Origin of the sequence: Pectobacterium sp. 1950-15, from assembly GCF_037136835.1 — a bacterium.
GTDB lineage: Bacteria > Pseudomonadota > Gammaproteobacteria > Enterobacterales > Enterobacteriaceae > Pectobacterium.
The window spans coordinates 311,556-337,934 of sequence record NZ_JBBBQR010000001.1; the positions used below are offsets into that span (position 1 = coordinate 311,556).

22 protein-coding genes are annotated in these 26,379 nt (G+C 52.0%); 14 read left to right on the forward strand and 8 right to left on the reverse strand.

What is annotated here, in order from left to right; all coding sequences use genetic code 11:
* Positions 1-59: 59 nt before the first annotated feature.
* Positions 60-992: an oxygen-dependent coproporphyrinogen oxidase gene (gene hemF / locus WCT94_RS01355; protein ID WP_336867465.1), complete on the forward strand. Its 933-nt coding sequence runs from the start codon at positions 60-62 to the stop codon at positions 990-992.
* Between the two features lie 3 nt (positions 993-995).
* The gene (locus tag WCT94_RS01360; RefSeq protein WP_180743372.1) at positions 996-1,448 is read left to right on the forward strand and encodes a YaiI/YqxD family protein; all 453 of its coding nucleotides are present in this window, start codon (positions 996-998) and stop codon (positions 1,446-1,448) included.
* 66 nt (positions 1,449-1,514) lie between these two features.
* Here WCT94_RS01360 and mtr read toward each other — a convergent pair whose 3' ends face one another.
* Positions 1,515-2,789, reverse strand: a complete 1,275-nt coding sequence (gene mtr, locus WCT94_RS01365) for a tryptophan permease (RefSeq protein ID WP_336867467.1) — start codon at positions 2,787-2,789, stop codon at positions 1,515-1,517.
* Between the two features lie 192 nt (positions 2,790-2,981).
* Here mtr and WCT94_RS01370 point away from each other — a divergent pair, with 192 nt between their 5' ends.
* On the forward strand, positions 2,982-3,167 hold the full coding sequence (locus WCT94_RS01370) for a hypothetical protein (RefSeq protein WP_336867468.1): 186 nt from the start codon (positions 2,982-2,984) through the stop codon (positions 3,165-3,167).
* 53 nt (positions 3,168-3,220) lie between these two features.
* Here WCT94_RS01370 and maeB read toward each other — a convergent pair whose 3' ends face one another.
* From maeB to WCT94_RS01385, 3 genes are all read right to left on the reverse strand, one after another.
* Positions 3,221-5,500 carry an NADP-dependent oxaloacetate-decarboxylating malate dehydrogenase gene (gene maeB / locus WCT94_RS01375; RefSeq protein WP_336867469.1) on the reverse strand — a complete coding sequence of 760 codons (2,280 nt, stop codon included), beginning with the start codon at positions 5,498-5,500 and terminating at the stop codon, positions 3,221-3,223.
* 248 nt (positions 5,501-5,748) lie between these two features.
* Positions 5,749-6,714, reverse strand: a complete 966-nt coding sequence (locus WCT94_RS01380) for a sugar-binding transcriptional regulator (protein WP_039283715.1) — start codon at positions 6,712-6,714, stop codon at positions 5,749-5,751.
* Between the two features lie 33 nt (positions 6,715-6,747).
* Positions 6,748-7,542, reverse strand: a complete 795-nt coding sequence (locus WCT94_RS01385; RefSeq protein WP_336867471.1) for a triose-phosphate isomerase — start codon at positions 7,540-7,542, stop codon at positions 6,748-6,750.
* Between the two features lie 245 nt (positions 7,543-7,787).
* Here WCT94_RS01385 and pdxA point away from each other — a divergent pair, with 245 nt between their 5' ends.
* The 11 genes from pdxA to WCT94_RS01440 all read left to right on the forward strand — a co-directional run bounded on the left by pdxA (position 7,788) and on the right by WCT94_RS01440 (position 21,748).
* The gene (pdxA, locus tag WCT94_RS01390) at positions 7,788-8,792 is read left to right on the forward strand and encodes a 4-hydroxythreonine-4-phosphate dehydrogenase PdxA (protein WP_336867472.1); all 1,005 of its coding nucleotides are present in this window, start codon (positions 7,788-7,790) and stop codon (positions 8,790-8,792) included.
* A 33-nt stretch (positions 8,793-8,825) separates the two neighbouring features.
* Entirely contained in the window at positions 8,826-10,544 is a 1,719-nt protein-coding gene (locus WCT94_RS01395) for a four-carbon acid sugar kinase family protein (protein WP_336867474.1), read from the forward strand.
* 115 nt (positions 10,545-10,659) lie between these two features.
* Positions 10,660-11,685, forward strand: coding sequence for a 2-keto-3-deoxygluconate permease (locus WCT94_RS01400; protein ID WP_336867475.1), 1,026 nt, complete (start codon positions 10,660-10,662; stop codon positions 11,683-11,685).
* An 11-nt stretch (positions 11,686-11,696) separates the two neighbouring features.
* Entirely contained in the window at positions 11,697-12,068 is a 372-nt protein-coding gene (locus tag WCT94_RS01405) for a PTS glucitol/sorbitol transporter subunit IIA (RefSeq protein ID WP_336867476.1), read from the forward strand.
* A gap of 101 nt (positions 12,069-12,169) precedes the next feature.
* Positions 12,170-12,628 (forward strand): RpiB/LacA/LacB family sugar-phosphate isomerase, encoded by a 459-nt coding sequence (locus tag WCT94_RS01410; RefSeq protein WP_336867477.1) that lies wholly within the window; start codon positions 12,170-12,172, stop codon positions 12,626-12,628.
* A gap of 180 nt (positions 12,629-12,808) precedes the next feature.
* Positions 12,809-13,759, forward strand: coding sequence for a transaldolase (tal, locus tag WCT94_RS01415; protein ID WP_336867479.1), 951 nt, complete (start codon positions 12,809-12,811; stop codon positions 13,757-13,759).
* Between the two features lie 15 nt (positions 13,760-13,774).
* Positions 13,775-15,769, forward strand: a complete 1,995-nt coding sequence (gene tkt / locus WCT94_RS01420; RefSeq protein WP_336867481.1) for a transketolase — start codon at positions 13,775-13,777, stop codon at positions 15,767-15,769.
* Positions 15,770-16,073: 304 nt separating this feature from the next.
* On the forward strand, positions 16,074-17,978 hold the full coding sequence (locus WCT94_RS01425) for a beta-glucoside-specific PTS transporter subunit IIABC (RefSeq protein ID WP_336867658.1): 1,905 nt from the start codon (positions 16,074-16,076) through the stop codon (positions 17,976-17,978).
* A gap of 66 nt (positions 17,979-18,044) precedes the next feature.
* Complete coding sequence (locus WCT94_RS01430) at positions 18,045-19,472, forward strand: glycoside hydrolase family 1 protein (RefSeq protein WP_336867482.1); 1,428 nt, start codon at positions 18,045-18,047, stop codon at positions 19,470-19,472.
* A 148-nt stretch (positions 19,473-19,620) separates the two neighbouring features.
* Positions 19,621-20,469, forward strand: coding sequence for a BglG family transcription antiterminator LicT (licT, locus tag WCT94_RS01435; RefSeq protein ID WP_120358283.1), 849 nt, complete (start codon positions 19,621-19,623; stop codon positions 20,467-20,469).
* A 247-nt stretch (positions 20,470-20,716) separates the two neighbouring features.
* Positions 20,717-21,748, forward strand: a complete 1,032-nt coding sequence (locus WCT94_RS01440; protein WP_336867484.1) for a LacI family DNA-binding transcriptional regulator — start codon at positions 20,717-20,719, stop codon at positions 21,746-21,748.
* Positions 21,749-21,822: 74 nt separating this feature from the next.
* Here WCT94_RS01440 and WCT94_RS01445 read toward each other — a convergent pair whose 3' ends face one another.
* The 4 genes from WCT94_RS01445 to WCT94_RS01460 all read right to left on the reverse strand — a co-directional run bounded on the left by WCT94_RS01445 (position 21,823) and on the right by WCT94_RS01460 (position 26,378).
* Positions 21,823-23,346 carry a glycosyl hydrolase 53 family protein gene (locus tag WCT94_RS01445; protein ID WP_336867485.1) on the reverse strand — a complete coding sequence of 508 codons (1,524 nt, stop codon included), beginning with the start codon at positions 23,344-23,346 and terminating at the stop codon, positions 21,823-21,825.
* Positions 23,347-23,560: 214 nt separating this feature from the next.
* Positions 23,561-24,646, reverse strand: a complete 1,086-nt coding sequence (locus tag WCT94_RS01450) for an ABC transporter ATP-binding protein (protein ID WP_336867487.1) — start codon at positions 24,644-24,646, stop codon at positions 23,561-23,563.
* Between the two features lie 36 nt (positions 24,647-24,682).
* Positions 24,683-25,495 carry a carbohydrate ABC transporter permease gene (locus tag WCT94_RS01455; RefSeq protein ID WP_336867488.1) on the reverse strand — a complete coding sequence of 271 codons (813 nt, stop codon included), beginning with the start codon at positions 25,493-25,495 and terminating at the stop codon, positions 24,683-24,685.
* A 1-nt stretch (position 25,496) separates the two neighbouring features.
* Entirely contained in the window at positions 25,497-26,378 is an 882-nt protein-coding gene (locus WCT94_RS01460) for a carbohydrate ABC transporter permease (RefSeq protein WP_336867489.1), read from the reverse strand.
* Position 26,379 lies beyond the last annotated feature (1 nt).

Below are 26,379 nucleotides of genomic sequence, written 5' to 3' on the forward strand. Positions count from 1 at the left end.
ATGGTATACTGCCCGCCTGATTATTGTGCCACCCTCGCCAGAGAAACGAGATGCCTACTATGTCTGACGTCAACGCGGTAAAACATTTTTTGCTTAACTTACAGAAGGATATCTGTCAGCAGCTTGCAGCGGTCGATGGCGGAGCTGATTTCGCCGAGGATGAATGGCAGCGTGCCGAAGGCGGCGGCGGGTGCAGTCGCGTGCTGTCCGGCGGGCGCGTCTTTGAACGAGCCGGCGTAAACTTTTCCCACGTTACTGGTCAGTCATTGCCGCCTTCAGCCAGCACCCATCGTCCCGATCTGGCGGGCCGCAGCTTTCAGGCGATGGGCGTGTCGCTGGTCATTCACCCGCTGAGCCCTTACATCCCCACCAGCCATGCTAATGTGCGCCTGTTCATTGCCGAGAAACCAGGAGAAGAACCCGTCTGGTGGTTTGGCGGCGGGTTCGATCTCACGCCCTATTATGGTTTCAAAGAGGACGCGGTGCATTGGCACCAAACCGCTCACGACCTGTGTCAGCCGTTCGGTGACGAGGTATACCCGCGCTATAAAAAGTGGTGCGACGATTACTTCTTCCTGAAGCACCGTAACGAAGCACGCGGTATCGGCGGGCTCTTTTTCGACGATCTCAACGAGCCAGATTTTGCTACCAGCTTTGCCTTCATTCGTGCTGTCGGTAACGGCTTCCTCGATGGCTACCTGCCCATCGTCGAACGGCGTAAAGAGCTGCCGTGGGGAGAGCGCGAGCGCGAGTTCCAGCTCTATCGTCGTGGTCGCTATGTGGAATTTAACCTGATTTGGGATCGCGGTACGTTGTTTGGCCTGCAAAGCGGCGGACGCACCGAGTCAATTTTGATGTCCATGCCACCACTGGTACGCTGGGAATATCAGCATCAGCCAGAACCGGGTAGCCCGGAGGCTCTGCTGTATCAAGATTTTTTACCGGCCAGAGACTGGCTGGCAGAAAATCATACGCACAACAAGGAAGCATAAGTCATGCAGATTTGGGTCGATGCCGACGCCTGCCCGAACGTCATTAAAGAAGTGCTATTTCGCGCGGCGGATCGCACGCAAACACAGGTCACGCTGGTTGCCAACCAGACTATAAAAGTGCCGCCGTCGCGTTTTATCCGCACGCTGCGCGTCTCATCGGGTTTTGATGTCGCCGACAATGAAATTGTACGCCGCACCGAGGCGGGCGATTTGGTGATCACTGCCGATATTCCGCTGGCAGCAGAAGTGATAGAAAAAGGCGGTGCCGCGTTAAACCCGCGCGGCGAGCGCTATACGCCAGATACCATTCGGGAACGGCTGAACATGCGGGACTTTATGGACACCATGCGCGCCAGCGGAATACAAACCGGTGGCCCCAGCGCATTGAGTCAACGGGATCGTCAGCAGTTTGCTAATGAACTGGATAAGTGGTTACAGCAGGCGAAAAAACCGTAACGGTCTGAAGCATTCGCCATCCCACCGCTTCTGCTTTAGCAGGCAAGGCAGGATGGCAATGCATACTTAGCGATAGACTGGCAGTAAATCGAGGCTGGAAAGAATATGTATCAGCGCGGTGCCGATACCAAATAACAGCACCAGCGCAATCATCGCATTGCCGCCGCGCACGCGGAACAGCGGGCTACCGAAGCGGACGCGCGACGCGCGAGCCAACAGCGCTGGCGTAATCACCGCCCACACCGTCGCCGCCAGCCCGGCGAAACCAATCGCATAAATAAAGCCGTTCGGATACAGCAGGCCGCCGATAACAGGCGGAAGAAAAGTCACCAGTGCCGTTTTCGCTCTTCCCATCCGGCTATCGTCAAACTTCAGCAAATCCGCCAGATAATCGAACAGCCCCAGCGTTACGCCGAGAAACGAACAGGCAACGGCAAAGTTGGAAAAGACGGTGAGCAACACATCCAGATAAGGACTATTCAACACCCCACCCAACGCCTGCACCAGCACATCAATATTCCCGCCCCGCTCGGCAATCCCGATGAAGTCAGGACGAGCGATATTCCCCATCGTACCAATCAGCCAGATGGTATACATCGCCAGCGCCAGTACGCTGCCAATAAACAAACAGCGCTTGATGATCTGCGGTTCACGGCCGTAATGCTTCACCAGACTGGGAACGTTGCCATGAAAGCCGAAAGACGCCAGGCAGAATGGCAGCGTCATCAACACATACGGAAGATAGCTCGGTACTTCTTCCGCCACATTGAGTAAAACAACGGGCTTAACATTCCACAGCAGACTGCCGAACGTCATGAAAAAGGTCAGAACCTTCGCCGCCAGGAAAAAAGCCGTCATGCGGCTTACTGCCGCGGTACTCCACCACACGGTCAACGCGACAAACAGCGCAAACAGGAGGCCGCCAATGCGGGCGGAGAAATCGAGCGACATCTCAGCCAGCGTATGATGGATGATTGAACCACTCGCCGAAATGTAGGCGTAAGTCAGAATATAGAGGACAAAGGCGATCGATATACCGTTAACGACATTCCAGCGCTGACCCAGCAGATCTTTAGTCAGCGTATCAAAGCTGGAGCCAGTCGGATAATTGAGGTTGGCTTCCAGTATCATCAAGCCCGAGTGATACATGCAAAACCAGGTAAACACCAGCACGGCAAATGACCAAAAAAACCAGGCGCCCGACATCACCACCGGCAGGGAAAACATCCCGGCGCCGATAATCGTCCCTGCAATAATCATCGCCCCGCCAAACAGCGAAGGAAGACGTTTTTCTGTACCGCTTTTTGCTACTGTATTTTCGTTCACTGCGCGTGTTGCCATAGCCGATAGTCGCTCGTTGGTTTTTTTATCGAGTCTGGGGAAGGCCCCTACAGACGAGGCGGGATCATGGCATAAAACCAAAATTATTCCATTGATTTAACTTATGCCACGGTATGGAAAAAACCATGACCTGCTAAAACGACGTGTTATGTTGTAAGCGATTAAAGGGAAACGTAATTTAAGGATGATGTAATGCTGAAAGCGGCGAAATCTGTTTTATTCGATATTCTCTCCATGATACTGACATTTATTCTCTGGGTTATCTCTCTTCTCATGGTCACCTATTTACTCCCAGAGAATATCGTGTTCCCCGCCTTCGCGTTTTGCTTTATCGGTTCTATGTTGTTAAGCGACTATGTGGTCGACAAACTGCGATAAATAAAAAACCCAGCCGACTTATGGCTGGGTTTGTCTGTATTACTGGAAATAATTTACAGCGGTTGAGTTTGCGCTTCCACCACTGCCAGCGCCACCATGTTCACGATCCGACGTACCGAAGCAATTGGCGTCAGGATGTGTACTGGCTTCGAGATCCCCATCAGTACCGGCCCCACCGTCACGCCTTCTGAAGACGACACGCGCAGCAGGTTATAGCTGATACGTGCAGACTCCATATTCGGCATGATCAGGATGTTAGCCGAGCCTTTCAGCGGGCTGTCCGGCATCTGCTCACGGCGAATCGCTTCCACCAGCGCGGCGTCGCCGTGCATCTCGCCATCAATCTCCAGTTCCGGTGCCAGTTTGTTGACCAGCGCCAGCGTTGCCCGCATCTTCTGCGCCGTCGGAGAATCCGAGGTGCCGAAGCTGGAGTGGGACAGCAGCGCGACTTTCGGTTCGATACCGAAACGACGCACGCTTTCTGCCGCCATCAGGGTGATCTCCGCCAGCTGTTCCGGCGTTGGATCTGCGTTGACGTAGGTATCAGCGATAAAGGTATTGCCGCTCGGCAGCATCAGCGCGTTCATCGCGCCCGCCGCATGTACACCCTCGCGGTAGCCGAACACTTTTTCGACCACGTCGAAATGCTCTTCATAGGTGCCAATCGTGCCGCAAATCAGCGCATCCGCTTCGCCACGGTGAACCATGATGGCACCAATCAGCGTTGGGTTGCCGATCACCGCGCGTTGTGCTTTTTCCTGCGACACACCGCGACGTTTCATCAGTTGGAAATACTCGCTCCAGTATTCTTTGAAGCGCGGATCCGATTCGTTGTTGACCACTTCGAAATCTTTACCGATGGTCAGTTGCAGCCCCAGTTTTTGCAGACGCATTTCAATCACGCTCGGGCGGCCGATCAGAATCGGGAACGCCAGACCCAGCGTGACCAGTTCCTGCGTAGCGTGCAGCACGCGCGCATCTTCACCTTCCGCGAATACCACACGCTTCGGCTGCTGACGCGCCTGTGCGAAGATCGGTTTCATGAACAGGTTGGTTTTGTAGACAAACTGGGTCAGTTTTTCGATGTAGGCATCGAAATCCTCGATGGGGCGCGTCGCCACGCCGGAATCCATCGCCGCCTTCGCCACTGCCGGTGCGATCTTGATGATCAAACGCGGGTCGAACGGTTTCGGAATCAGATAATCCGGCCCGAATGACAGATCCTGATCGCCATAGGCAGAGGCCACCACTTCACTCTGCTCCGCCAGCGCCAGATCGGCAATCGCGTGCACGCAAGCCAGCTTCATCTCTTCGTTAATCGTGGTCGCGCCCACATCCAGCGCACCGCGGAAGATGAACGGGAAGCACAGGACGTTATTCACCTGATTCGGATAGTCCGAACGACCGGTACAGATAATCGCATCCGGGCGCACTTCTTTCGCCAGCGGCGGCAGAATTTCCGGTTCCGGGTTAGCCAGCGCCATGATCAGCGGACGCGGCGCCATGGTTTTCACCATATCCTGCGTCAGTACGCCAGGGCCGGAGCAGCCGAGGAAGATATCCGCATGAGGGATCACGTCTGCCAGTTTGCGCGCGCCGTTATCTTCTACTGCATACGCCGCTTTAGTTTCTTCCATGTTTTCATCACGGCCGTGATAAATCACGCCGCGCGAATCACATACGACAATGTTGTGCTTCTGAAGGCCCAGCGCCACCAGCAGGTTCAGACAGGCGATAGACGCCGCGCCCGCACCGGATACCACCAGACGCACGTCAGAAATATTTTTTTCTACTACGCGCAGGCCGTTCAGAACCGCGGCAGTACAGATGATCGCCGTGCCGTGCTGGTCGTCATGGAAGACGGGAATCTTCATGCGCTCACGCAGCTTCTTCTCGATGTAGAAGCACTCCGGTGCCTTGATGTCTTCCAGATTGATACCGCCGAACGTCGGCTCCAGCGCAGCGATCACGTCGATCAGTTTGTCTGGGTCCAGTTCATCGACTTCGATATCGAAAACATCAATGCCGGAGAATTTTTTGAACAGAACGCCTTTACCTTCCATTACCGGCTTACCGGCCAGTGCGCCGATATTGCCGAGGCCGAGAACGGCGGTTCCGTTAGAGATCACGGCGACCAGATTGCCGCGCGCAGTATATTTGTAGGCTGCCAGCGGATCTTCCGCAATTTCCAGGCAGGGTGCGGCGACACCGGGAGAATACGCCAACGCCAGATCGCGCTGCGTCGCCAGCGGCTTCGTCGGGGAAACCTGAATTTTTCCGGGGATCGGATACTGGTGGAAATCAAGGGCGCTTTGCTTTAGCTGTTCATCCATCTTATGTACCTTTTCGGTTTTGTTGTGTCTGTAGGGTAAAGAGTACCCAGTATAGTGTTTGCCAATGGCGAAACTACCGAGGATGGCAAAAACTGAGGGGGAATGCTGGTTAATATAGTTATTTTATTTGACGGCTTTTCGTTCAGTAACCGAATACGCTACAGGAGGAAACCGCGCGGTGCAGACGCACCACGCGATAGAACAGAGAGTCAATAAAACAGATGGCGATAAGAGAAGATAGGGTGAAACTAGTGTTTGGCGGAGATCAAACTCAACACCGTACGGGCATTGCTGGCGCTGGTGGCGATCACATCCACAATGCCAGAACGCAGCGCAGCCAGAATCGCCGTTGCTTTGGTGTTTTCAGAGGCAATAGCTATCACATAAGGGATCTTGCGTAACTGATCGAGACTCAGCCCGATGACTCTATCGTTCATCACCGTATCCACAGGCCGCCCCTGAATATCCAGAAAAGCATACCCAGCGATATCACCGACCACGCCCTCGTCCTGGCGTGCCGTAATAATCTCCTGCGAGGTAAACCAGCCGAGCTGAACCATGAAACTGTTTTCGTTCATGTCGCCTAATCCCACCAGCGCAATATCCGCCTTGCTTGCACGTTCAAGCGTGTCATTGATCAAACGGTTTTGCATAAAGGAAGATTTCAGCGCCGAATTTTCAACATAAGCGGGCGCGTACAGCGTTTCGCTCGTGGCATTAAATTTCCGCGCCAGATGACGGCTGATATGATCGGCATCGATCAGTTCTCCATCGCGCTGCGTGCCACCAATGCCACAGATAAACTTGCAGTGCCGTTCAGGAAACACGCCCACATGACTGGCGACAGCAGCCACGTTGCGCCCCTGCCCAACCGCCACGGACATGCCGTTTTTCAAAATACTGGATAAGTAAGTAGACACCAGCGATGCCACCTGCTGGCGCTGTTCATCCTCATCATGGTGATCGATCGCAATCAGCGCACGTTTGATGCCAAAGCTCTTAATAAACTGTTGTTCAAGCTGAGAGCTAAATACCGGATGATAGCGGACATTGATTTCAACGATCCCTTCCGCCCGCGCACGCTTCAACAAACGTCCGACTTTGATACGCGAGATACCAAAGCGGCTGGCAATCTCTTCCTGCGTTTGTTGATTTTCATAATACGCGACGGCTATTTCCGTTAGTAATTCACTGTCTGAATCAAATTCACTCATGGCTAAACCCATTTTGGTTTCGCTTAGGGTCAATCACTCACCCTGTTCATTCAACAATGCTGAAACACTGCGCACCAGCTGGCAGAAATTCTCCGCATCCCATGCAGACCTACCAATAAATAACCCGTCAATATCGGCGCATTGAATAAGTTCGACCGTATTATGCGGATTCACGCTGCCGCCGTACAGAAGCGTAATACGAGAGGCAATGTCTTCGCCATAAAGGGCAACCAGCGCCTGACGCAAGGCAGAGTGGATATCTTGCGCTTCCTGTGCGGAGGCTGGCGTTCCCCCTTCACCGATGGCCCAGATAGGTTCATACGCAATGATGACCTGTTCCGCCTGCTGCGCGTGTAAACCCGCAAGCGCAATTTTCATTTGTCGAATGACGGTTTCTTTAGACACGCCCCACGCTTTCTCTTGCGCACTGTCGCCCACGCAAACCAGCGGACGCAGTTGATAACGCAGCGCAGCCTGCACTTTTTTCTGAATATCCGCATCGTTTTCCGCAAAGTGCTGCCGCCGCTCGGAATGCCCCAGCTCGACAAGCGACGCGCCGCAATCACTGACCATCAACGGAGAAACCTCACCCGTCCACGCGCCGTTGTCAGCATAGTGCATGTTTTGCGCCCCTGTCAGGCAATTCACCTTGTGCGCAGACAGGTGCTCGGTCACCTCCCTGATCAGCGTAAAAGGGGGGATGACAAAAGGCTGAATGCCTGCACCCGCCGCATCGTTAAGCTGTCTGGATAACACCGCGCAGTAGTCCATCGCATCCTGCCGGGTCTTATTCATTTTCCAGCTCGTCCCTATCATCACTTTTTTCATGTCATCTCCATCGCTCACACAGGGGCTTTCGCTCCATCGTAACAAAAGCACACCTGACAAACTTATATTCAAACCATAAACAAATGCCCGATCACTAAAACGGATAAAAAAGCGATCAATTGCATTTAATGTGATCGGATTCAAAGCTATTTATCAATTAAACCGTAAAATCCCATAAAACAAAAGTTCAATAAATGAACATATGAACAAAAACCATATCGGTTTACGATAAAAAAGGGGAAATTATGTCGACCGCAAAAAAACCTGTTGTTGCTCTGACTATCGGCGATCCGGCGGGGATTGGCCCTGAAATTTCCGTCGCCACCATGATGGATAAAGAGGTGTATGAAGAGTGTCGTCCTTTCCTGATTGGTTCAGTACCGATTGTCCGTCGCGCGATGGCCATCAAAAACTGTGATTTTTCGATCAACGTCATTACCTCTCCCGCCGAAGCCAAATTCACCTGGGGTACGTTAGATATTCTGGAAACCGGCAACTACGATTGCGATAGCATCGAATGGGGTAAGGTTCAACAGTTGGCCGGGAAGATGTCCCTTGATTACGTCATGAAATCCATTGAGTTGGGCATGGCAGGCGACATTGATGTGGTGTCCACCGCGCCGATCCATAAAGAAGCAATCAAACTCGCTGGCTGCAAACTGCCAGGGCATACCGAAATCTATCAGGTTGAAACCGGTTCGGATTACGGCCTGACGATGTTCCATGTGCAAAAACTGCGGGTATTCTTCGTCAGTCGCCATATCGCACTGAAAGCAGCCTGCGACTATGCGAATAAAGAACGTGTTCTCGCCTGCGTGCAGCAAATTCACCATGAATTCTCCGCGCTGAATATTCAAAATCCACGCATCGCCGTCGCCGCACTCAATCCGCACGCCTCGGATAACGGCCTGTTCGGTCATGAAGAGAAAGATAACCTGATTCCTGCCGTCAAAGCCGCTCAGGAAATGGGCATCAACGCGATAGGCCCGATTCCGGCAGATTCTGTTTTCCATCTCGGCAAACAGGGCCATTACGACGCCATTTTGTCGCTCTATCACGATCAGGGGCATATCGCTTGCAAGACACTCGACTTCGAGCGCTCCATCACCATCACTTTTGGCCTGCCATTTATGCGCAGCTCTGTCGACCACGGCACCGCTTTCGATATTGCGGGAACGGGAAAAGCAGGCACGGTCAGCATGCTGGAATCAACGCTGGTCGCCGCACGTTACTGGAAGATGAAGCACTAATGCTGGTTTCAGATCACCGGGGGAGAACACACCATGACGCGATATTTGGAAATTATCAGGGGCGGTAAAGGCTGGGGCGGACCGCTGCTCGTCAATGTCACACCAGGGAAAAAAATTGCTTACATCACCGGAGGAATTCGTCCCACCGTGGTAGACCGGTTGGCGGAGCTTACGGGCTGGGAAGCTGTGGATGTCTTCAAACACGGAGAACCCACAGAACAAGAGATCGGTTTAGTGGTCATCGACTGCGGCGGCACGCTGCGCTGCGGTCTGTATCCGAAACGGGGGATCCCGACGATCAACCTTCACCCGACCGCGAAAACCGGCCCGCTGGCGGAATACATTCGGGAAGAGATCTACGTTTCCGATGTTACGCCTGCGGGTATTCGGCTGCGGACGGAAGGGAAGCAAGGAGACAAACTGGGCATTGTGGCTGACGACCTCACGGGCGCGACCACGATCGGCGTTCTGCTAGCACGCAGCGGTATGAAAACCGCCGCCTTTTTTAACACCGCCTCGTTCAGCGATTGTGAGTCAGACTGGCAGGCCATGGTGATCAGCAGCGATAGCCGCCCCCTGCCTAAAGCTGAAGCGAAAAACCGGGTAAGGAATGCGACTCAGGCTCTGCTGGAACGCGGCGCGGTGTATTTCACCAAGCGGGTTGATACCACGCTGCGCGGCGGTATTGGCTACGAAATTGATGCCATGCTGGAAGTCTTACCGCAGGAAACCGTCGCGGTAGTGGTGCCTGCCATGCCACAGTCGCGCCGTATTGTGGTCGGCGGCTACTCGGTGATTGACTCCGTCGCCCTCTCCTGCACCGATGTCGCGAAAGACGTTCGTACGCCAGTGACGGAAACCTTTGTTCCCGGGTTGCTTAGCGAGCAAACGCATCATCAGGTGAAACATATTCCCCTGTCTTGCGTGCTAAAAGGCTATCACGCCATCAGCGATGCGCTGGTTCAGCAGCAGCGGGAAGGCGCGCGCGTCATAGTCGTGGATGCCATTTCACTGGCCGATGTGGAAAATATCGCTCGCGCGGTCACCAAGCTGAACTGGAATGTACTGGCCGTCGACCCTGGTCCCTTTACCGAGCGTCTGGCCTTTACCCGTGAAATGATCCGCGATGAGGAACGTAAAGAGCAGGCACTCATCCCGCAGGAACAGCAGCAGGGTTCTATTATCGTCGTCGCAGGCAGCGCAACGCCGGTCACCAAGAAGCAGCTTACGGCACTCATTGAAACCGACCCACGCGTTTGTCACATTCCCATTGATGCCGAGTTACTGATTGATAAAGAGCATTCGGCGGATATTGAAGTGGCAAGAGTGGTCAGGCAGGCACTGGACTGTGTGAAAACCCACGCCAATGCCATCTTCGTTTTTGAATCCGCATTAACGGGTCGCCTTCTCGATCTCAGCGTGGAAGAACAGCGTTTTGGACTGGCGCACGGTCAGGCAGCGGAAAATATCAATCAGGGGTTGGGAAATATCGTCAAAACGGTGCTCGATGCCGCCGCTTCAGAAATTAAAGGGCTGTACATGACGGGTGGAGACACCATGGTCAACGTGCTCAAACAGCTCGGTGCTAACGGTATTGAAATGGTGGATTACGTTATTCCTCAAACCGATCTGGTCAAGATTATTGGCGGTGAGTATGAAGGGCTAATTTGTGTCGGAAAAGGCGGATTAACCGGACCAGAGGATATTATCCACACCATTATTCATCATATTCACCGGGAAACACTGCAATAAATAAAAAAGTAACAACGATATAAAAAGAAAGTCGATATAAAAAACAAATCCGACGTATTGCATAGGTCTGATTAACAGGCCCGGATGTTGCTCTACCCTACAAGAGAGAAACACCATGAGAAATATAAACATTCTTGAAAAGATGAATAAAGTCCCTGGTGGACTGATCATTATCCCCCTGCTGGCGGCGATACTGATGAATACCTTTACGCCGTCGCTGTTGCAAATAGGCGGCCCCACAACGGCATTATTTAAAGCAGGCTCCAGCGCCATGATGGGAATATTCCTTCTCATCTGCGGCTCTTCCATTAATATTCGTCAGGCCGGATTACCTTTATATAAAGGTACGGTGTTATTAATGCTGAAATTCTGTGCGGGTGCGCTGGCGGTATGGCTGATGGGGACTTTTTTTGGCCCCGCCGGTTTCTTCGGAATTTCAACGCTGGCGTTTATTGCCTGTATCACCAGCTCAAACAGTTCGTTGTATATTGCACTATGCAGCAACTACGGTGATGCCAGCGATGCGGGCGCAATTTCCGTGTTCTGTATTAAAGACGGCCCCTTCGTCACGATGGTGGTTCTCGGCGTCAGCGGTTTAGCCAATATCCCGTTTGCGGCCCTGCTTTCTATGCTCATCCCGTTACTCATCGGCATGCTGTGGGGCAATCTTGACGAGAAATTCAAACAGCTTTGTGCCGCGTCACAGCCGCTGGTCATTATTATCATGTCGTTCGCTATCGGCGCGAATTCCAGTATGCACACCGTCTTTACGGCGGGTTTATCCGGCATTGTTCTGGGTATCATTTCTGCCATAACCGGACTGGTTTTCTACTTCCTGTACAACTTATTCCTGAAACGAAAAACGGCGCTGGGTGCCGCGCTGGGTACCACCGCTGCCAGCTCGGCCCTCACGCCGGCCATGGTGGCGCAGGCTGACCCCAGCCTTCAGGTTTTTGTTGATTCCGCCACGGCGCAATTAGCAACGGCCAGCATTATTACCATGCTCACCGCCCCCGTGCTCGTTGCCTGGTTTGATAATCGATTGAAGAAAAAAGGCGTCATTCCGTCGGGCGACGAAAATAACGCCTCACCGGCCGAACAGACGCCATCACTGAATACACACGCGGATAAACCCAAATAAGGTCAGAAAAAATGAGACGGATTATCTGGCAGGCAATAATCAGTTCGGTGGGAGACAATGCGGCATTATTTCTGGCAGAGAAACGTCTTATTCTTTTCAGCGATAGCGCCCCTAAAGATATTAAGGATTATTGCCTCACCCATCGTGATGGTGCGTTAATTCAGCCACTTTCCGTTCAGCAAAAAATGGAGTTATTCGGCGTCACCTATGCAATCAGCGCAATAGGTGATATCGCCAGCCAAAACCTGAAAGAACTCGGACACATCACGCTGTTATTTGATGGCGCAGAAAAGGCGGAGTTACCCGGAACCCTTCACCTGATAGGGCCAGTACCCATGGCCTTATCAGCACAGGGAAATATAACGATTTTCGAAGAGTCATAACGCGCCAGACAGTAAGACGCGACTATTTTTATCAACCTTTATCTTTAACACGCATTTACCTTTAACAAACTTTTATTTTTAACGAAATAAGGACCATCGCCATGAAACCAATCGCTATTGGCGCAGATGATGCCGCCTGGAGTTTACGCGATATTCTCACCCGCTATCTGGACTCGCTCGCTATTCCCTGGGTCGACTTTAGCAGCGACAAAAATCAGGACAACACCATCTACCCCGACGTCGCACATGCGGTCGCGGTGTCGATTAAAGCGGGAACGTACGAACGTGGGATCCTGCTGTGCGGCACCGGCATCGGTATGAGCATTGTGGCAAATAAGGTGACTGGCGTACGTGCAGCACAGTGCCATGACACCTATTCCGCTCAGCGGGCCAGAAAAAGCAACAACGCGCAGATTATCGCGCTTGGCGCGCGGGTCATTGGCCCCGAGCTGGCAAAAGAGATTGTGGGTGCCTGGCTGGATGCCGAATTTGAAGGCGGCGGCTCTGCATCGAAGGTTGAAAAAATCGGCTATTACGAGCATCAGGAAAGCGCCCGTTAAGCACCGCTGGCGACGGCGTTTGCACAACCACGCCGCGCCAATCCCTCTTCGCAACTGCTTTTCCAATGACAGCAATCAGAAAAAGCGCATGTCATTCTGCCCACCAATGGTGCAGTGTGGCATGGCGCGGCGGACACGATTCCGCTCATTGTCTTTTTTGATATGCCAAGGAGCTCACTCATGAACCAACTCGACGCCCTTAAACAATTTACCGTGGTGGTCGCCGATAGCGGCGATATTGACTCCATTCGTCAATTTTCACCGCAAGATGCCACCACGAACCCTTCACTGATTCTGAAGGCCGCGACGCTGCCGCAGTATCAGCCGCTGTTTGATGACGCGATTGCCTACGCGCACCAGCAAGGCGGTAGCAAAGAGACTCAGCTTATCAACGCCAGCGACCGACTAGCGGTAAACATCGGGGCGGAAGTGCTGAAAAGCATTCCGGGGCGCATCTCTACCGAAGTGGATGCCCGCCTCTCGTTCGACCGCGGGATGTGCGTCGCCAAAGCCCGTAAACTGATTGGGATGTATCAGGAAAAAGACATTCCACGCTCGCGTATTCTGATTAAACTCGCCGCCACCTGGGAAGGGATTCGCGCCGCCGAAGAGCTGGAAAAAGAAGGGATCAACTGTAACCTGACGCTGTTGTTCTCATTTGCGCAGGCGCGCGCCTGTGCCGAAGCAGGCGTCTTTCTGATCTCCCCGTTTGTGGGCCGGATTTATGACTGGTATCAGGAAAGGCAGCCCATCAGCGACTATCAGGCAGACAACGATCCCGGCGTGATCTCCGTGCGTAATATCTATGACTACTACAAACGCCACCGCTACCAAACCGTCATCATGGGTGCAAGCTTCCGCAAAGTGGAGCAGATTCTGGCGCTGGCCGGATGCGATCGCCTGACGATCTCCCCTGCACTGCTGGAGCAGTTAAAAAACAGCGATGCGCCCGTTGAACGCCAGCTGACACCGTCAACCGAAGGGTTCCATCATCCCTCTCCGCTGTCTGAAGCTGAATTCCGCTGGGAGCACCATCAGGATCCGATGGCTGTCGATAAACTGGCGGAAGGCATTCGCCTGTTCGCTGCCGATCAACAAAAGCTGGAAACGCTGCTGGCGGCCAAGCTGTAACTTTTGGAGTCAAGCATGTCCTCTCGTAAAGAACTTGCCAATGCTATCCGCGCGCTGAGCATGGATGGGGTGCAGAAAGCCAAATCCGGTCACCCGGGCGCACCGATGGGCATGGCCGATATCGCCGAAGTGCTGTGGCGCGATTACCTCAACCACAATCCGGCCAACCCCAACTGGGCCAACCGTGACCGCTTCGTGCTGTCCAACGGCCACGCGTCCATGCTGATTTACAGCCTGCTGCATCTCTCCGGCTACGACCTGCCGATTGAAGAACTGAAAAACTTCCGCCAGCTGCACTCCAAAACCCCGGGCCACCCGGAATACGGCTACACCGCTGGCGTCGAAACCACCACCGGCCCGCTGGGTCAGGGGATTGCCAACGCGGTCGGGATGGCAATTGCCGAGCGCACGCTGGCGGCGCAGTTCAACCGTCCGGGTCACGAGATTGTCGACCATCACACCTACGCGTTCCTCGGTGACGGCTGCATGATGGAAGGGATTTCCCACGAAGTCTGCTCGCTGGCCGGCACCATGAAGCTCGGCAAGCTGACCGCGTTTTATGATGACAACGGCATCTCCATCGACGGCCACGTTGAAGGCTGGTTTACCGACGATACCGCCGCCCGCTTTGAAGCCTACGGCTGGCACGTGGTGCGGGGCGTGGACGGCCACGATGCGGACGCCATCAAACGCGCCATCGGCGAAGCCCAACAGGTGACCGACAAGCCGTCGCTGCTGATGTGCAAAACCGTGATTGGTTTCGGCTCACCGAACAAGGCGGGTACGCACGATTCCCACGGTGCACCGCTGGGCGATGCAGAAGTGGCGGCCTCCCGCAAACAGCTGGGCTGGACCCACGCGCCGTTTGACATCCCGGCGGATATCTATGCTGCCTGGGACGCCAAACCGGCCGGTCAGCGTAAGGAAGCGGCCTGGAACGAGGCGTTTGCCGCCTACGCCAGCGCGTACCCGGAACTGGCTGCCGAATTCACACGCCGCACCGGCGGTGAACTGCCGGCCAGTTGGCAGGCGGACGCCCAGAAATTTATCGAAGACCTGCAGGCCAATCCGGCGAAAATTGCCAGCCGCAAAGCCTCACAGAACGCGCTGGAAGCCTACGGCAAACTGCTGCCGGAATTCCTGGGCGGCTCAGCCGACCTGGCACCGAGCAACCTGACCATCTGGTCCGGCTCGGTCTCGCTGGATAAAGACCACGCGGGCAATTACATCCACTACGGCGTGCGCGAATTCGGCATGACGGCGATTGCCAACGGGATTGCGCTGCACGGTGGCTTTGTGCCGTACACCGCGACCTTCCTGATGTTCGTGGAATATGCGCGTAACGCGGTGCGTATGGCCGCGCTGATGAAAATCCGCAGCATCTACGTTTACACCCACGACTCCATCGGTCTGGGCGAAGACGGCCCGACGCACCAGCCGGTTGAACAGCTGGCCAGCCTGCGCGTGACGCCGAACATGAGCAACTGGCGTCCGGCGGACCAGGTGGAAACGGCGGTGGCGTGGAAATACGCCATTGAGCGTCAGGACGGCCCGACGTCACTCATCCTGTCCCGTCAGAATCTGGCGCAGCAGCCACGTACCGCTGAGCAACTGGCGAACGTGGCAAAAGGCGGCTACGTGCTGAAAGACAGCGACGGCCAGCCGGAGCTTATCCTGATTGCCACCGGCTCTGAAGTCGAGCTGGCTGTCGGGGCGTATGACAAGCTGACTGCCGCCGGCCGCAAGGTGCGCGTGGTGTCGATGCCGTCAACGGATGCGTTCGACAAGCAGGATGCAGCCTACCGTGAAGCGGTGCTGCCGAAAGCGGTATCGGCACGCGTGGCGATTGAAGCGGGTATCGCGGACTACTGGTTCAAGTATGTTGGCCTGAATGGCGCGATTGTCGGCATGACGAGCTTCGGCGAATCGGCGCCGGCTGAGCAGCTGTTTGACGTGTTCGGTTTCACCGTCGATAACGTGGTGGAAAAAGCGCAGGCGCTGCTGCAATAGCGCCCGCGGCAACGAAATAAGACTGCGATGTCGTACGCAAAAGGATCGCAAACGACGACATTGTTTGTGATCCAGATCAATTAATTCATTTGAGTACATTGCATAACGCCAGCGCCGCATGTTGATATTGCGGCGCAACACCACAAGTTGCATCAGCCTATTTTTATCGCGGCGTGCTACTGCTCCGGCAGGCAAGACCAAAGTAAAAATGCATTTCCTCTTTTTAAGAGGTGCATTTTTATTTTGGTCTTTTTTTTTGGCCTAATTGGCGTCAACACAGGGTAAAACGATGGATTATCAAAAAATGAATTATCAAAAACTTGGGGTCGACATCCTCGCGTTAAGCGGTGGCAAGCAGAACGTCAGCAAACTGACCCACTGCGCCACTCGCTTACGCTTTGAGTTTAACGACAGCGATGCTGTACAGGCAGACGCGATTGCCAAACTCCCCGGCGTCATCAGCGTCGTCGATCGCGGCGGTCAGTTTCAGGTGGTGATCGGCAACGATGTCCAAATCACCTATCGCGCGATTTTGAACGAGATTGGCGAGATGAACGGCCAGCGCCATGCTGACAGTAAAGAACCGCAGAAGAAAGGCGGCATTTTCTCGCAAATCATCAGCGTGATTTCCACCACCTTCACGCCCGTTATCCCGGCGATTACTGGCGCAGGGATGATTAAAGCCCTGTTAGCGATCCTCAAGCTGACGGGGTTAATTTCCGCCGACAGCACGACCTATCGCCTGCTGGACACTATCTCCGATGCGGCCTTCTTCTTCCTGCCTGTGCTGCTGGCCTACGGTGCTTCCATCAAGTTCGCCTGTAATCCGATTCTGGCGATGACAATCGCTGGCGCATTGCTGCACCCCAATCTGGCTCAGCTACTGGCATCAGGTGGCCCTATCAGCTTTATCGGTATTCCGGTGCGGCTGGCGGACTACGCCGGATCGGTGTTACCGATCATTCTTACCGTATGGATCATGTCTTACATCGAGCAATTTGCCGAAAAGATCTCGCCCTCGATGATCAAATTTTTCACCAAGCCGATGATCGTACTGCTGTTTACCGCGCCGCTCGCGCTGGTGGTGATTGGGCCTTTCGGTATATTCCTCAACGATCTGGTTGCCAGCGGTGCCGCTATCATCGACGGAAAAGCGAGCTGGCTTATTCCGATGCTGATGGGCGGTCTGCAACCGTTTTTGGTGATCACCGGCACCGCCTGGGCGATGACGCCAATCGCCACCTCGCAGCTGACCCGCAACGGCTTTGAGATGATCAACGGGCCCGGCATGCTGGCCTCCAACATTGCGCAAGGTGCCGCCACGCTGTGCGTCGCGTTTAAAACCAAAAACAAGAATCTGAAACAGCTGGCTTCTTCGGCGGGTTTCACCGCTCTGCTGGGTATCACCGAGCCTTCTCTGTACGGGGTGACGCTGAAACTGAAGAAACCGCTCATTGCCGCCATGATCGGCGGAGGTTGTGCGGGGATCTACGCCGGATTGGCCGGGCTGGTTCGCTATGCTTTCGTCTCACCGGGGTTGGCAGCACTGCCCGCCTTCATTGGTGAAAACCCGATGAACATCGTCCATGCGCTGATCACCTGCGCCATTGCGATTGTCGTCACGTTTGCCCTCACCTGGATCATGGGGTTCGACGATCCGGTGGATGAAACCGACACCACATCAACCACCAATAGCCAGTCGACACCGGAAAAAGAAGCCACCCAAAAACCGCAGGCGGCGGAAGTCCAAACTGAACAGCAAGCGATTATGAGTCCCCTGTCCGGTAAGCTGGTCGCACTGAGTGACATCAACGATGACGTCTTCTCACAGGGATTACTGGGACAAGGCGTGGCCATTATCCCCGACAGCGGTGAAGTGCTCGCGCCCGTCAGTGGCGAAATCATCACGTTCCTTGAGTCTAAACATGCCGTCGGTATCCGCGCTGACAGCGGTCTGGAATTACTGATTCATGTCGGCCTCGATACGGTGAATCTCAACGGCAAGCACTTTACCGGCCATATCAAACCGGGCGACCGGGTTACTGTGGGTGACAGGTTAATCAGCTTCGATCTGCATGAAATCACGCGTCTGGGCTATGACCCGATTACGCCAGTAGTCATTATCAACAGCGATGACTTCGCCAGCGTCGTCTGTACCGTGCCACAGCCGATCGCACCAATGGATACCATCATCAAAGTGAACGCCTGATCGCCCACAGCGGCATTGGGTGCCCTGCCCAATGCTTCTTCCGTCTTCCCGGATGTGAGAGAAACTATGCATTACCAACAGCAAAAACACTTCCCTGCGGGCTTTCTGTGGGGAGCCTCAACCTCGGCGTATCAGGTCGAAGGGGGGTGGCAGGCCGAGGGGAAAAGCCCATCGATCATTGATACATGCCAACACCCGGAAAACACCGCCGACTTCACCGTCGCCAGCAATCACTACCATCGTTTTAAAGAAGACGTGCAGCTGTTTGCGGAACTGGGATTAAAGGCCTATCGCTTCTCTATCGCCTGGACGCGTATTCTTCCCGACGGCACGGGCGCCATCAATCCGCTGGGCATCGCGTTCTACAACAGCCTGATTGATGAACTGAACGCGCACGGTATCGAACCGGTCGTCACGCTCTACCACTTCGATTTGCCTTATTGCCTTGAGGCACAAGGCGGCTGGCAGAATCGCGCGACAATTGACGCTTTTGTTCACTACGCCCGGACGCTCTTTACCCATTTCGGCGATAAAGTGAAATACTGGCTGACGATTAACGAGCAGAACACCATGATTCTGCACCCCGGAGCGATTGGCCTGCCGGAAGGCGGCGTTTTGCCGTCTAAAAAGGCGCTTTATCAGCAGAATCACCACATGATGCTGGCGCAGGCGCAGGTGATGGCGCTGTGCCACGAACTCGCCCCCAACGGCCTGATCGGTCCGGCAATCAACACCACCTCCATGTATCAGGCCACCAGCAAGCCGGAAGATGCCATCGCCGCGCACAACTGGGAAACGCTGCGCTGCTGGAGCTTTCTGGATGTCGCGGTACACGGCCGCTACAACGCGCTGGCCTGGCGTTATCTGGAAGATCGCGGTCTGGCGCCGGAGACATTGCCCGGCGATGACGAGATCCTGCAATCAGGCAAGCCCGACTACGTGGCGATTAACTACTACTCCACCGCCACCATTGCCGCCAGCAAAGGCGATGCATCGGATGTCAGCGCCCGCGCGGGCGATCAGCAAATCATGCTAGGCGAGCCCGGCGTCTATCGTGCGGCAGACAATCCGCACGTCGATAAAACGCCTTACGGTTGGGTTATCGATCCCGTGGGTCTACGCTTAACGCTGCGTAAAACCTACGAACGCTATCATCTGCCGATCCTGATTACGGAAAATGGCATGGGCGCACCGGATAAACTGGAAGCCGATGGCACGATCGACGATCAATACCGCATCGATTTTATTGCCCGCCATATTGAACAGATGCAGCTCGCCATCAGCGATGGCGTTGATCTGATTGGTTATTGCCCGTGGTCGGCGATCGATGTGGTCAGCACGCATCAGGGCTACGGTAAGCGCTACGGATTTATCTATGTGAACCGCGACGAATTCGATCTGAAAGATCTGCGCCGTATCAAAAAGAAAAGTTTTTACTGGTATCAAAGCGTCATCGCATCAAATGGCGCACGGCTATTTCCTGGGGCATCCTAATACTGACGCCCCAGTACATTCTGTTAAAACAGGGATAAGCTCACTCTGAATCACTCATGTTGCGGGAAAACGCCCCCGCAACCTGAAAGAGAAGAAATGGGTTATTATTTTACTGACGCTCCCACGGATATCACTCAAGAAACGCATGATGGCTGAACCGATAAAAGCAATAAAAATACTGAACAATAGCCTGGTGTTATCTTCCGATGCAGATAACAACGAAATCATTGTCATGGGGAAAGGGATCGGTTTTAACAGCAAAACCGGCGATATTCTCGATCCGGCCAAAATTGAGAAGACCTTTATTCTCAAGGATGGGACATCGCCACGCGAATTTGCCCGCCTGATTGAGCACGTCGGGGAAGAATATGTTCACATCGTGAATAAGATTATTGACGATGCGAATCGACAACTCCATGGTCGCTTGAGCGAACAGGTCTTTTTTACGCTGATCGACCACATCAGCTTTGCGATTGAGCGTTACCGCAAAGGCATCAGCATACAAAACCGTCTGCTGTATGAAGTAAAACGATTTTATCCGCAGGAGTTTGCGATTGCCTCACGGGCGCTCAGCGACATTAACCAGCAAATGAATCTGGAATTACCCGAAGAAGAAGCGGGCAATATCGCTTTCCATTTGGTCAACGCCCAAACCGATGTCCAGAATATGGAGAACACGCTCCAGTCGGTCAAAATGCTGAAAGATATCTTTAATATCATTCAGTACAACTTCCATATCGTGATTGATAAAGAGTCGATTAACTACTCTCGCTTCCTGACGCACATGCAATTCTTCATTCAGCGTCTGTTAGAAAATAGCCTGATTCACTCCAATGATGACTTTATTTTTGAACAGGTGACCAAAGAGTACCCTGATGCGTACAAATGTAGCCGACTGATCAAAGACTATATTCACAACCTGCTCAACATCGACATCTCTAACGATGAAATGCTGTACCTGATTATTCATATCGTCCGCATCACCCCGGAACAATAAAGCGCTTCCACCAGGCGATAGATTGATAAGTGGTTTTCCTACCGCTGCGGCACGTCGTCGTTCTGATGACCTCACAAGTACAACAGGCACAAGAACCCATCCCTGACAGCCCGTCGGGACAGGATACAGCCCACGCGGGTGACACGGCGATTACTGAAGGTTTTATCGCATTTTTGGTTACTGGGCATGTTCAATCCATAAGGCATTGGCTACTATCAGCCTCATAGGCAAATTATGGAAAATTTTTGTGGCAACGATTACAGATATCGCTCAAAAAGCCGGAGTGGCAGCCTCAACCGTTTCTCGCGTGCTGAATAACGATCCCAGCCTGTCCATCACCAAAGAAAAGCGTCAACTCATCAAGAAAATTGCCCATGAGCTGGCATATTTATCGCCCACACAGCGTAAGCAGCAGAAAAAAAGGTTAGAGAACTCGCTTGTGGTACGCTCTCATTTCAAAATGGATAATGACAACGTATTAAACCTCGCTGTCGTCCATTTTCTTACGCCCTCAGAAGAACTCAACGACCCTTATTTCACCGCCATGCGTATTGGTATAGAAAACCGCTGCCACCATTTTAATATTTCGCTACGCAATTTCTTCACCACCAATTTATCTTCCAACAGCCATACTTTAGCTCAGGCGCAGGCGATCATTTGCGTAGGGCACTTTAGCGATAGCGATATCGCCTTAATCTATTCATTAAATAAAAACCTGATCTTTATCGATTCTGCGCCCCTCGATAAAAAATGTGATGCCGTGCTTTTTGATCGGGAAGCGGCTGCACGCGAAGTATTACATTACATTGTTAAGAGCGGCGCTCAGCGCCCCGCATTTATCGGGAACAATGAGAGCCGACTGCATGTATTTCAAGAGATAACCCAACAATACGGTATCTACCACGAGTCGCGATGCAAGGTCAGCCAGCTATTCTGTATTGAGTCCGGCTATCAAGCGATGAATGAATTGCTGCAACACAAAGAGTGGCCTGATGTCGTGTTCGCCGCAACGGACATTATCGCGATTGGCGTGTACCGGGCGATTCAAGAGAAAGGCATTGCCATTCCCAGGCAAATAAAAGTGATCGGGATGAATGATATCCCCACGGCACAGCATCTCAACCCCAGCTTGACGACAATGCGGCTCTACCCTACTGAAATGGGCGAAGCCGCCGTCGATCTATTTTTAGAGCTGGTAGCGGGACGCTATTATAAAAAACACGTACAGGTTGGTTATGAGATGGTCTGGCGCGAAAGCTTCACACTCAGCACGATATAACAATGTCCGTTTATAATACGTCTCTGCTATTTCTGACCTTTTCCCTACCCTTATGAATCAGCGGCCAGAAAGCATCAATTAGCGGTTATTTTCCACAGCTGATTCCATCCTCCGTTATCATTCCATTGAATACCGGATGCGCCATTCTCCGTCGAACGGCTGCTAATATCCAAAAGCTTTCTGCTATTTCTATTCACGATTTTATAATAGCCATCACCCGCGTCTAAAATCAGCCATTGCTGGCTAAAATGGCCGGTGTTATACATTTGGATAATTTGCGCCCCTTCATCATTGGCACTGGAGGCAATATCGATGTACTTTCCACTATTAACATTCACCAGATTAAAATAACCATTACCAATCGCGTTAAAATAAAAACGCTGGCTGTCCCAGTTGCCATCGCTGTATTGTTCAAGCCATGCGCTATCTTCATGCGAACCACCCACGACATTGAGCGATTTACCGCTGTGCCGATTCGCGATCTTATAGCGTGTTCCGTTAATAAAATTGATTTGCGATTCAGCAAACGCGTCCAGTGCCCGGGTAAATTGCAATACATTGTTTGAAATGCGCGTCGTCGCCCCTAATGCATAGCCATCCGGCAACACGCTGGCATTACCCGCAGGTTCCCAATAAAAAACCCCAATCCCTTTATTTCCCGGCACCGCTTTAACCAGATTAATCGTATCCCTAATCGTCCAGTAACTGTCTGTCGGGTTAGTTTCCAGTCCGCCAACTTCAACAACCATGACTTCTTTACCATAGCGGCTCGCCATATCATTGAGATTGCTAGCCAGTGCGCCAGTGAGCTCCCAATAATTTTTCCCCTCCCAATAGGGGTAGAATGAAAAGCCAATCACATCGGTTTTCCCACCGTGCGTGGTGAGGAAGTTGTCAAAAAACCAGCGAGCGTTTGAATTATTATTCCCATGCGCCAAATGGCTGATCACCTTAGAGGAAGGGCTGACCGCTTTAACTGCATCATAGCCCGCATTCAGTAGCTGCGTTAAATTGGCAAACCGACTGGTACTGCCTTCCGGTAGTAAAATTCCCGGGTTCATTTCGTTGCCGACCTGCACCCATTCAGGCGTCACGCCTGCGGATATCAACGCACCCATCACCTCATGAGTGTGATTATAAACGGCCGTCGTTAATTGGCTAAGATTGTAATTCGCCCACGCAGCAGGCTTGATTTGATGACCAGGATCCGCGAAAACATCGCTGTAGTGGAAATCCACCATGACGCGCATTCCCATCGCTTTCGCACGCTGTGCGGCTGCTACCACACGAGTTTTATCCGTATAGCCGAGCAGCGTCCAGGTCGTATTATCTTTATGCCATAGCGCACTGGGATCGGGGTTAACAAAAATACGCAACCGTACAGCGTTTATGCCGTGATCGCGTAAGATCTGCAATACATCACGCTGGGCTCCGGTATCGTCACGCCAGGTGACTCCCCGATCTTCCAATTGCTTTACCCAACCAATATCTGCGCCATAAGCAAACGGCTGTGCCGCTTTAGCCAGACTGGTTGCCATGAACCCTATAAATAGCATTAACAATACAGAGATCATTCCTGAATAATTATTCTTTTTCATTCATTTCTCCTTGAGGTAACACTCTTAAATGGTATTGATGACATAAATACCCAGGTACAGATTCAAGAATAGCGTGCGAGATTTATAGAAATAAATCTCACATAAGAAGCCAAGCAGCCAATATTAATGGCTGCTTGGCTAATTTCCTGATTTTTCACTTATTCTGCATACCGTTTTATATGGCGTTATTCTCACCATGACAGACATTTATTTTTTAATTAATTCGTTTTCCGTTTTCATCAAAGAAATGCAAATTTTCACTACGGCATGTCAGCGGAATCGTTGAGTAAGGCGCAATACTGTTGTCACCCGACAAATGCACCTTGAAATGGCTCACACCAGAGTAAGCCCCAAAAATATACGTGGCATTACCCAGCCTTTCAGTGACCTCACTATTGATCGACAAGCTGACATCTCCGCCATTCGGATCAATACTCAGGTGCTCAGGACGAATACCCACGGTAATTTTCTGATCGGTGTGCAAGCCGTGGTGGGCAAGATTAACGGAAAGTGTATTGAGCTGATTGATCAAGATGCTCACGTTATTCCCTTCGACCTGTAACACTTCACCTGGTAGAAAATTCATATTCGGCGAACCGATAAAACCGGCAACAAACAGATTCTCTGGCTTATGGTAGAGCTCCATCGGTGTGCCAACCTGCTCAATATATCCTTTGTTCAACACCACGATTTTATCCGCCAGCGTCATCGCTTCCACCTGGTCGTGCGTCACATAGATCATGGTGTTACGCATTTCCTGGTGCAGCCGGGCAATCTGCAAACGCATTTCCACGCGTAATTCGGCGTCGAGGTTTGATAGCGGCTCATCGAATAAGAACACTTTAGGGTCGCGTACAATGGCACGCCCAATCGCAACGCGCTGGCGTTGACCACCCGACAGTTGTTTCGGAGTACGATCCAACAATCCTTCGAGCTGAAGCGTCATCGCCGCCTTACGCACCATTTTTTCGACTTCGGCTTTGGGGTGCCCATTCATTCTTAACCCAAATCCCATGTTTTCAGCCACGGTCATATGCGGGTACAGCGCATAGGATTGGAAAACCATCGCAATCCCTCGCTCTGCGGGATCAAAATGGTTAACTAAACGGTTATCAATATGAATTTCGCCATCCGTGATCTCTTCCAGTCCGGCGATCATTCTCAGCAACGTCGATTTACCGCATCCCGATGGGCCAACGAATACCACAAACTCGCCAGAATTAATTTCAAGATTGATACGATGGATCGTCTCCGTCTTATCGTAACGCTTCACTATATTTTTTAGTAAAATATCAGCCATGTGAACCTCAAACTTTAATTTTCCATTGAGAGCGTATTACTTTACCGCTCCCGTCATGCTGGCGATAAATTGCTTCTGCATGGCAAAGAAGATAAGTAAACTGGGAAGTGTAGAAATAACCGTTCCAACCATAATCAATCCGAAATCTGGAGAATAAGCGGAAGCAAAACTCGATAGCACCAGATTGATCGTTTTTAATTCATTAGATTGAAGGACAATAAGCGGCCAGAGAAAGGCATTCCACGACGTCATGAAAACAATAATAAAAGCAGCGGAATAACTCGCACGCATAATCGGCACGTAGACGTACAGGAAAATTTTCCACTCAGCGACGCTTTCCACTCGCGCAGCATCAATCAACTCTCTCGGGAACGTTTTAGTACACTGCCTAAAGTAGAAAATAATAAAGGCCCCAGCCACTGTCGGCATGATCACGGCAAAGTGTGTATCCAGTAAGCCAGCCTTACCAAACATGGTGAAGAGCGGGATCATTAACGCCGCGAACGGGATCATCATCGTCGTTAATAGCGCCACATAGACACGTTCACGATTCTTGCTGGCATAAATTTCAAACGCATAGCCTGCGATAGAGCACACGACAAGCGTTGACACCGTACTGATCAACGCAATTTTTGACGTGTTCCAGAACACCAGCGCCAAATCCACCTGGCTCGTCAGATTGGTAAAGTTGACCAGTAATTGATCGCCAAACGTGAATTTCCCCATGTTGATTTGGCTGGTGCTATTCGTGCTCGACACCACCATCCAATAGAAAGGGAAAAGCGAAAAAATGCTCATCAACACGAGAAAAATATGCATGAGTATGCTGTTAACGTTACTTTTTCTCATCTCATCCCTTCCGTGCTGCTTTAAACTGAATCAGTGCCAATATTGCTGAAAAAACAACAATGACGTACGAAACCGTTGCCGCATAGCCAAAATTAGGCACAAACTTGAATGACAGGTTATAAATATAAAGCGATAACGTCAGCGTCGCATTTGCCGGGCCGCCATTCGTGATATTCATCGCTTCATCAAACAGCTGTAATGTACCAATGGTTGAGGTCACGCTGGTAAAAAGAATAACCGGTTTCAATAAGGGGATCGTAATGAAGAAGAATTGCTTAATCGGGCTGACGCCATCAACTCGGGCAGCCTCGTAAATCGACTTATCAATATTCTGCATCGCGGAAAGATAGAATATCATATTATATCCCGTCCAACGCCATGTAATGGCGATAATGATGGTCACCTTCGCCCAGAAAGGATCGGATAGCCACGGAATCGGATCGTCAATAACATGAATAAACAGCAAGAATGAATTAATCACCCCATCCAGCTCAAACATACTTTTGAAAAGAATTGAGTAGGCAACCAGTGAGGTCACACAGGGTAAAAAGATCGCTATTCTAAACCACTGGCGACATTTAAGCTGAGACGAATTCAAACAGGAAGAAATAGCCAATGATAATAAAATCATAATGGGAACTTGGATTACCAGAAACGTCAGCGTATTCCACAGTGCCGTTTTGAACATAGGATCATTGAATAAACGAATGATATTTCCCAGGCCAACAAATTGAGTCACCACACCCCGGCCAGACTGAAAAGAGAGCCACAGTGATTTGAAAATAGGGTATATCGTCATTAAGGCAATTAACCCAACAGCGGTAGCGACAAAAGCCCAGCCGTTGATGTTATAAAGCCTATTCATTTTAGGTTTATACATCATT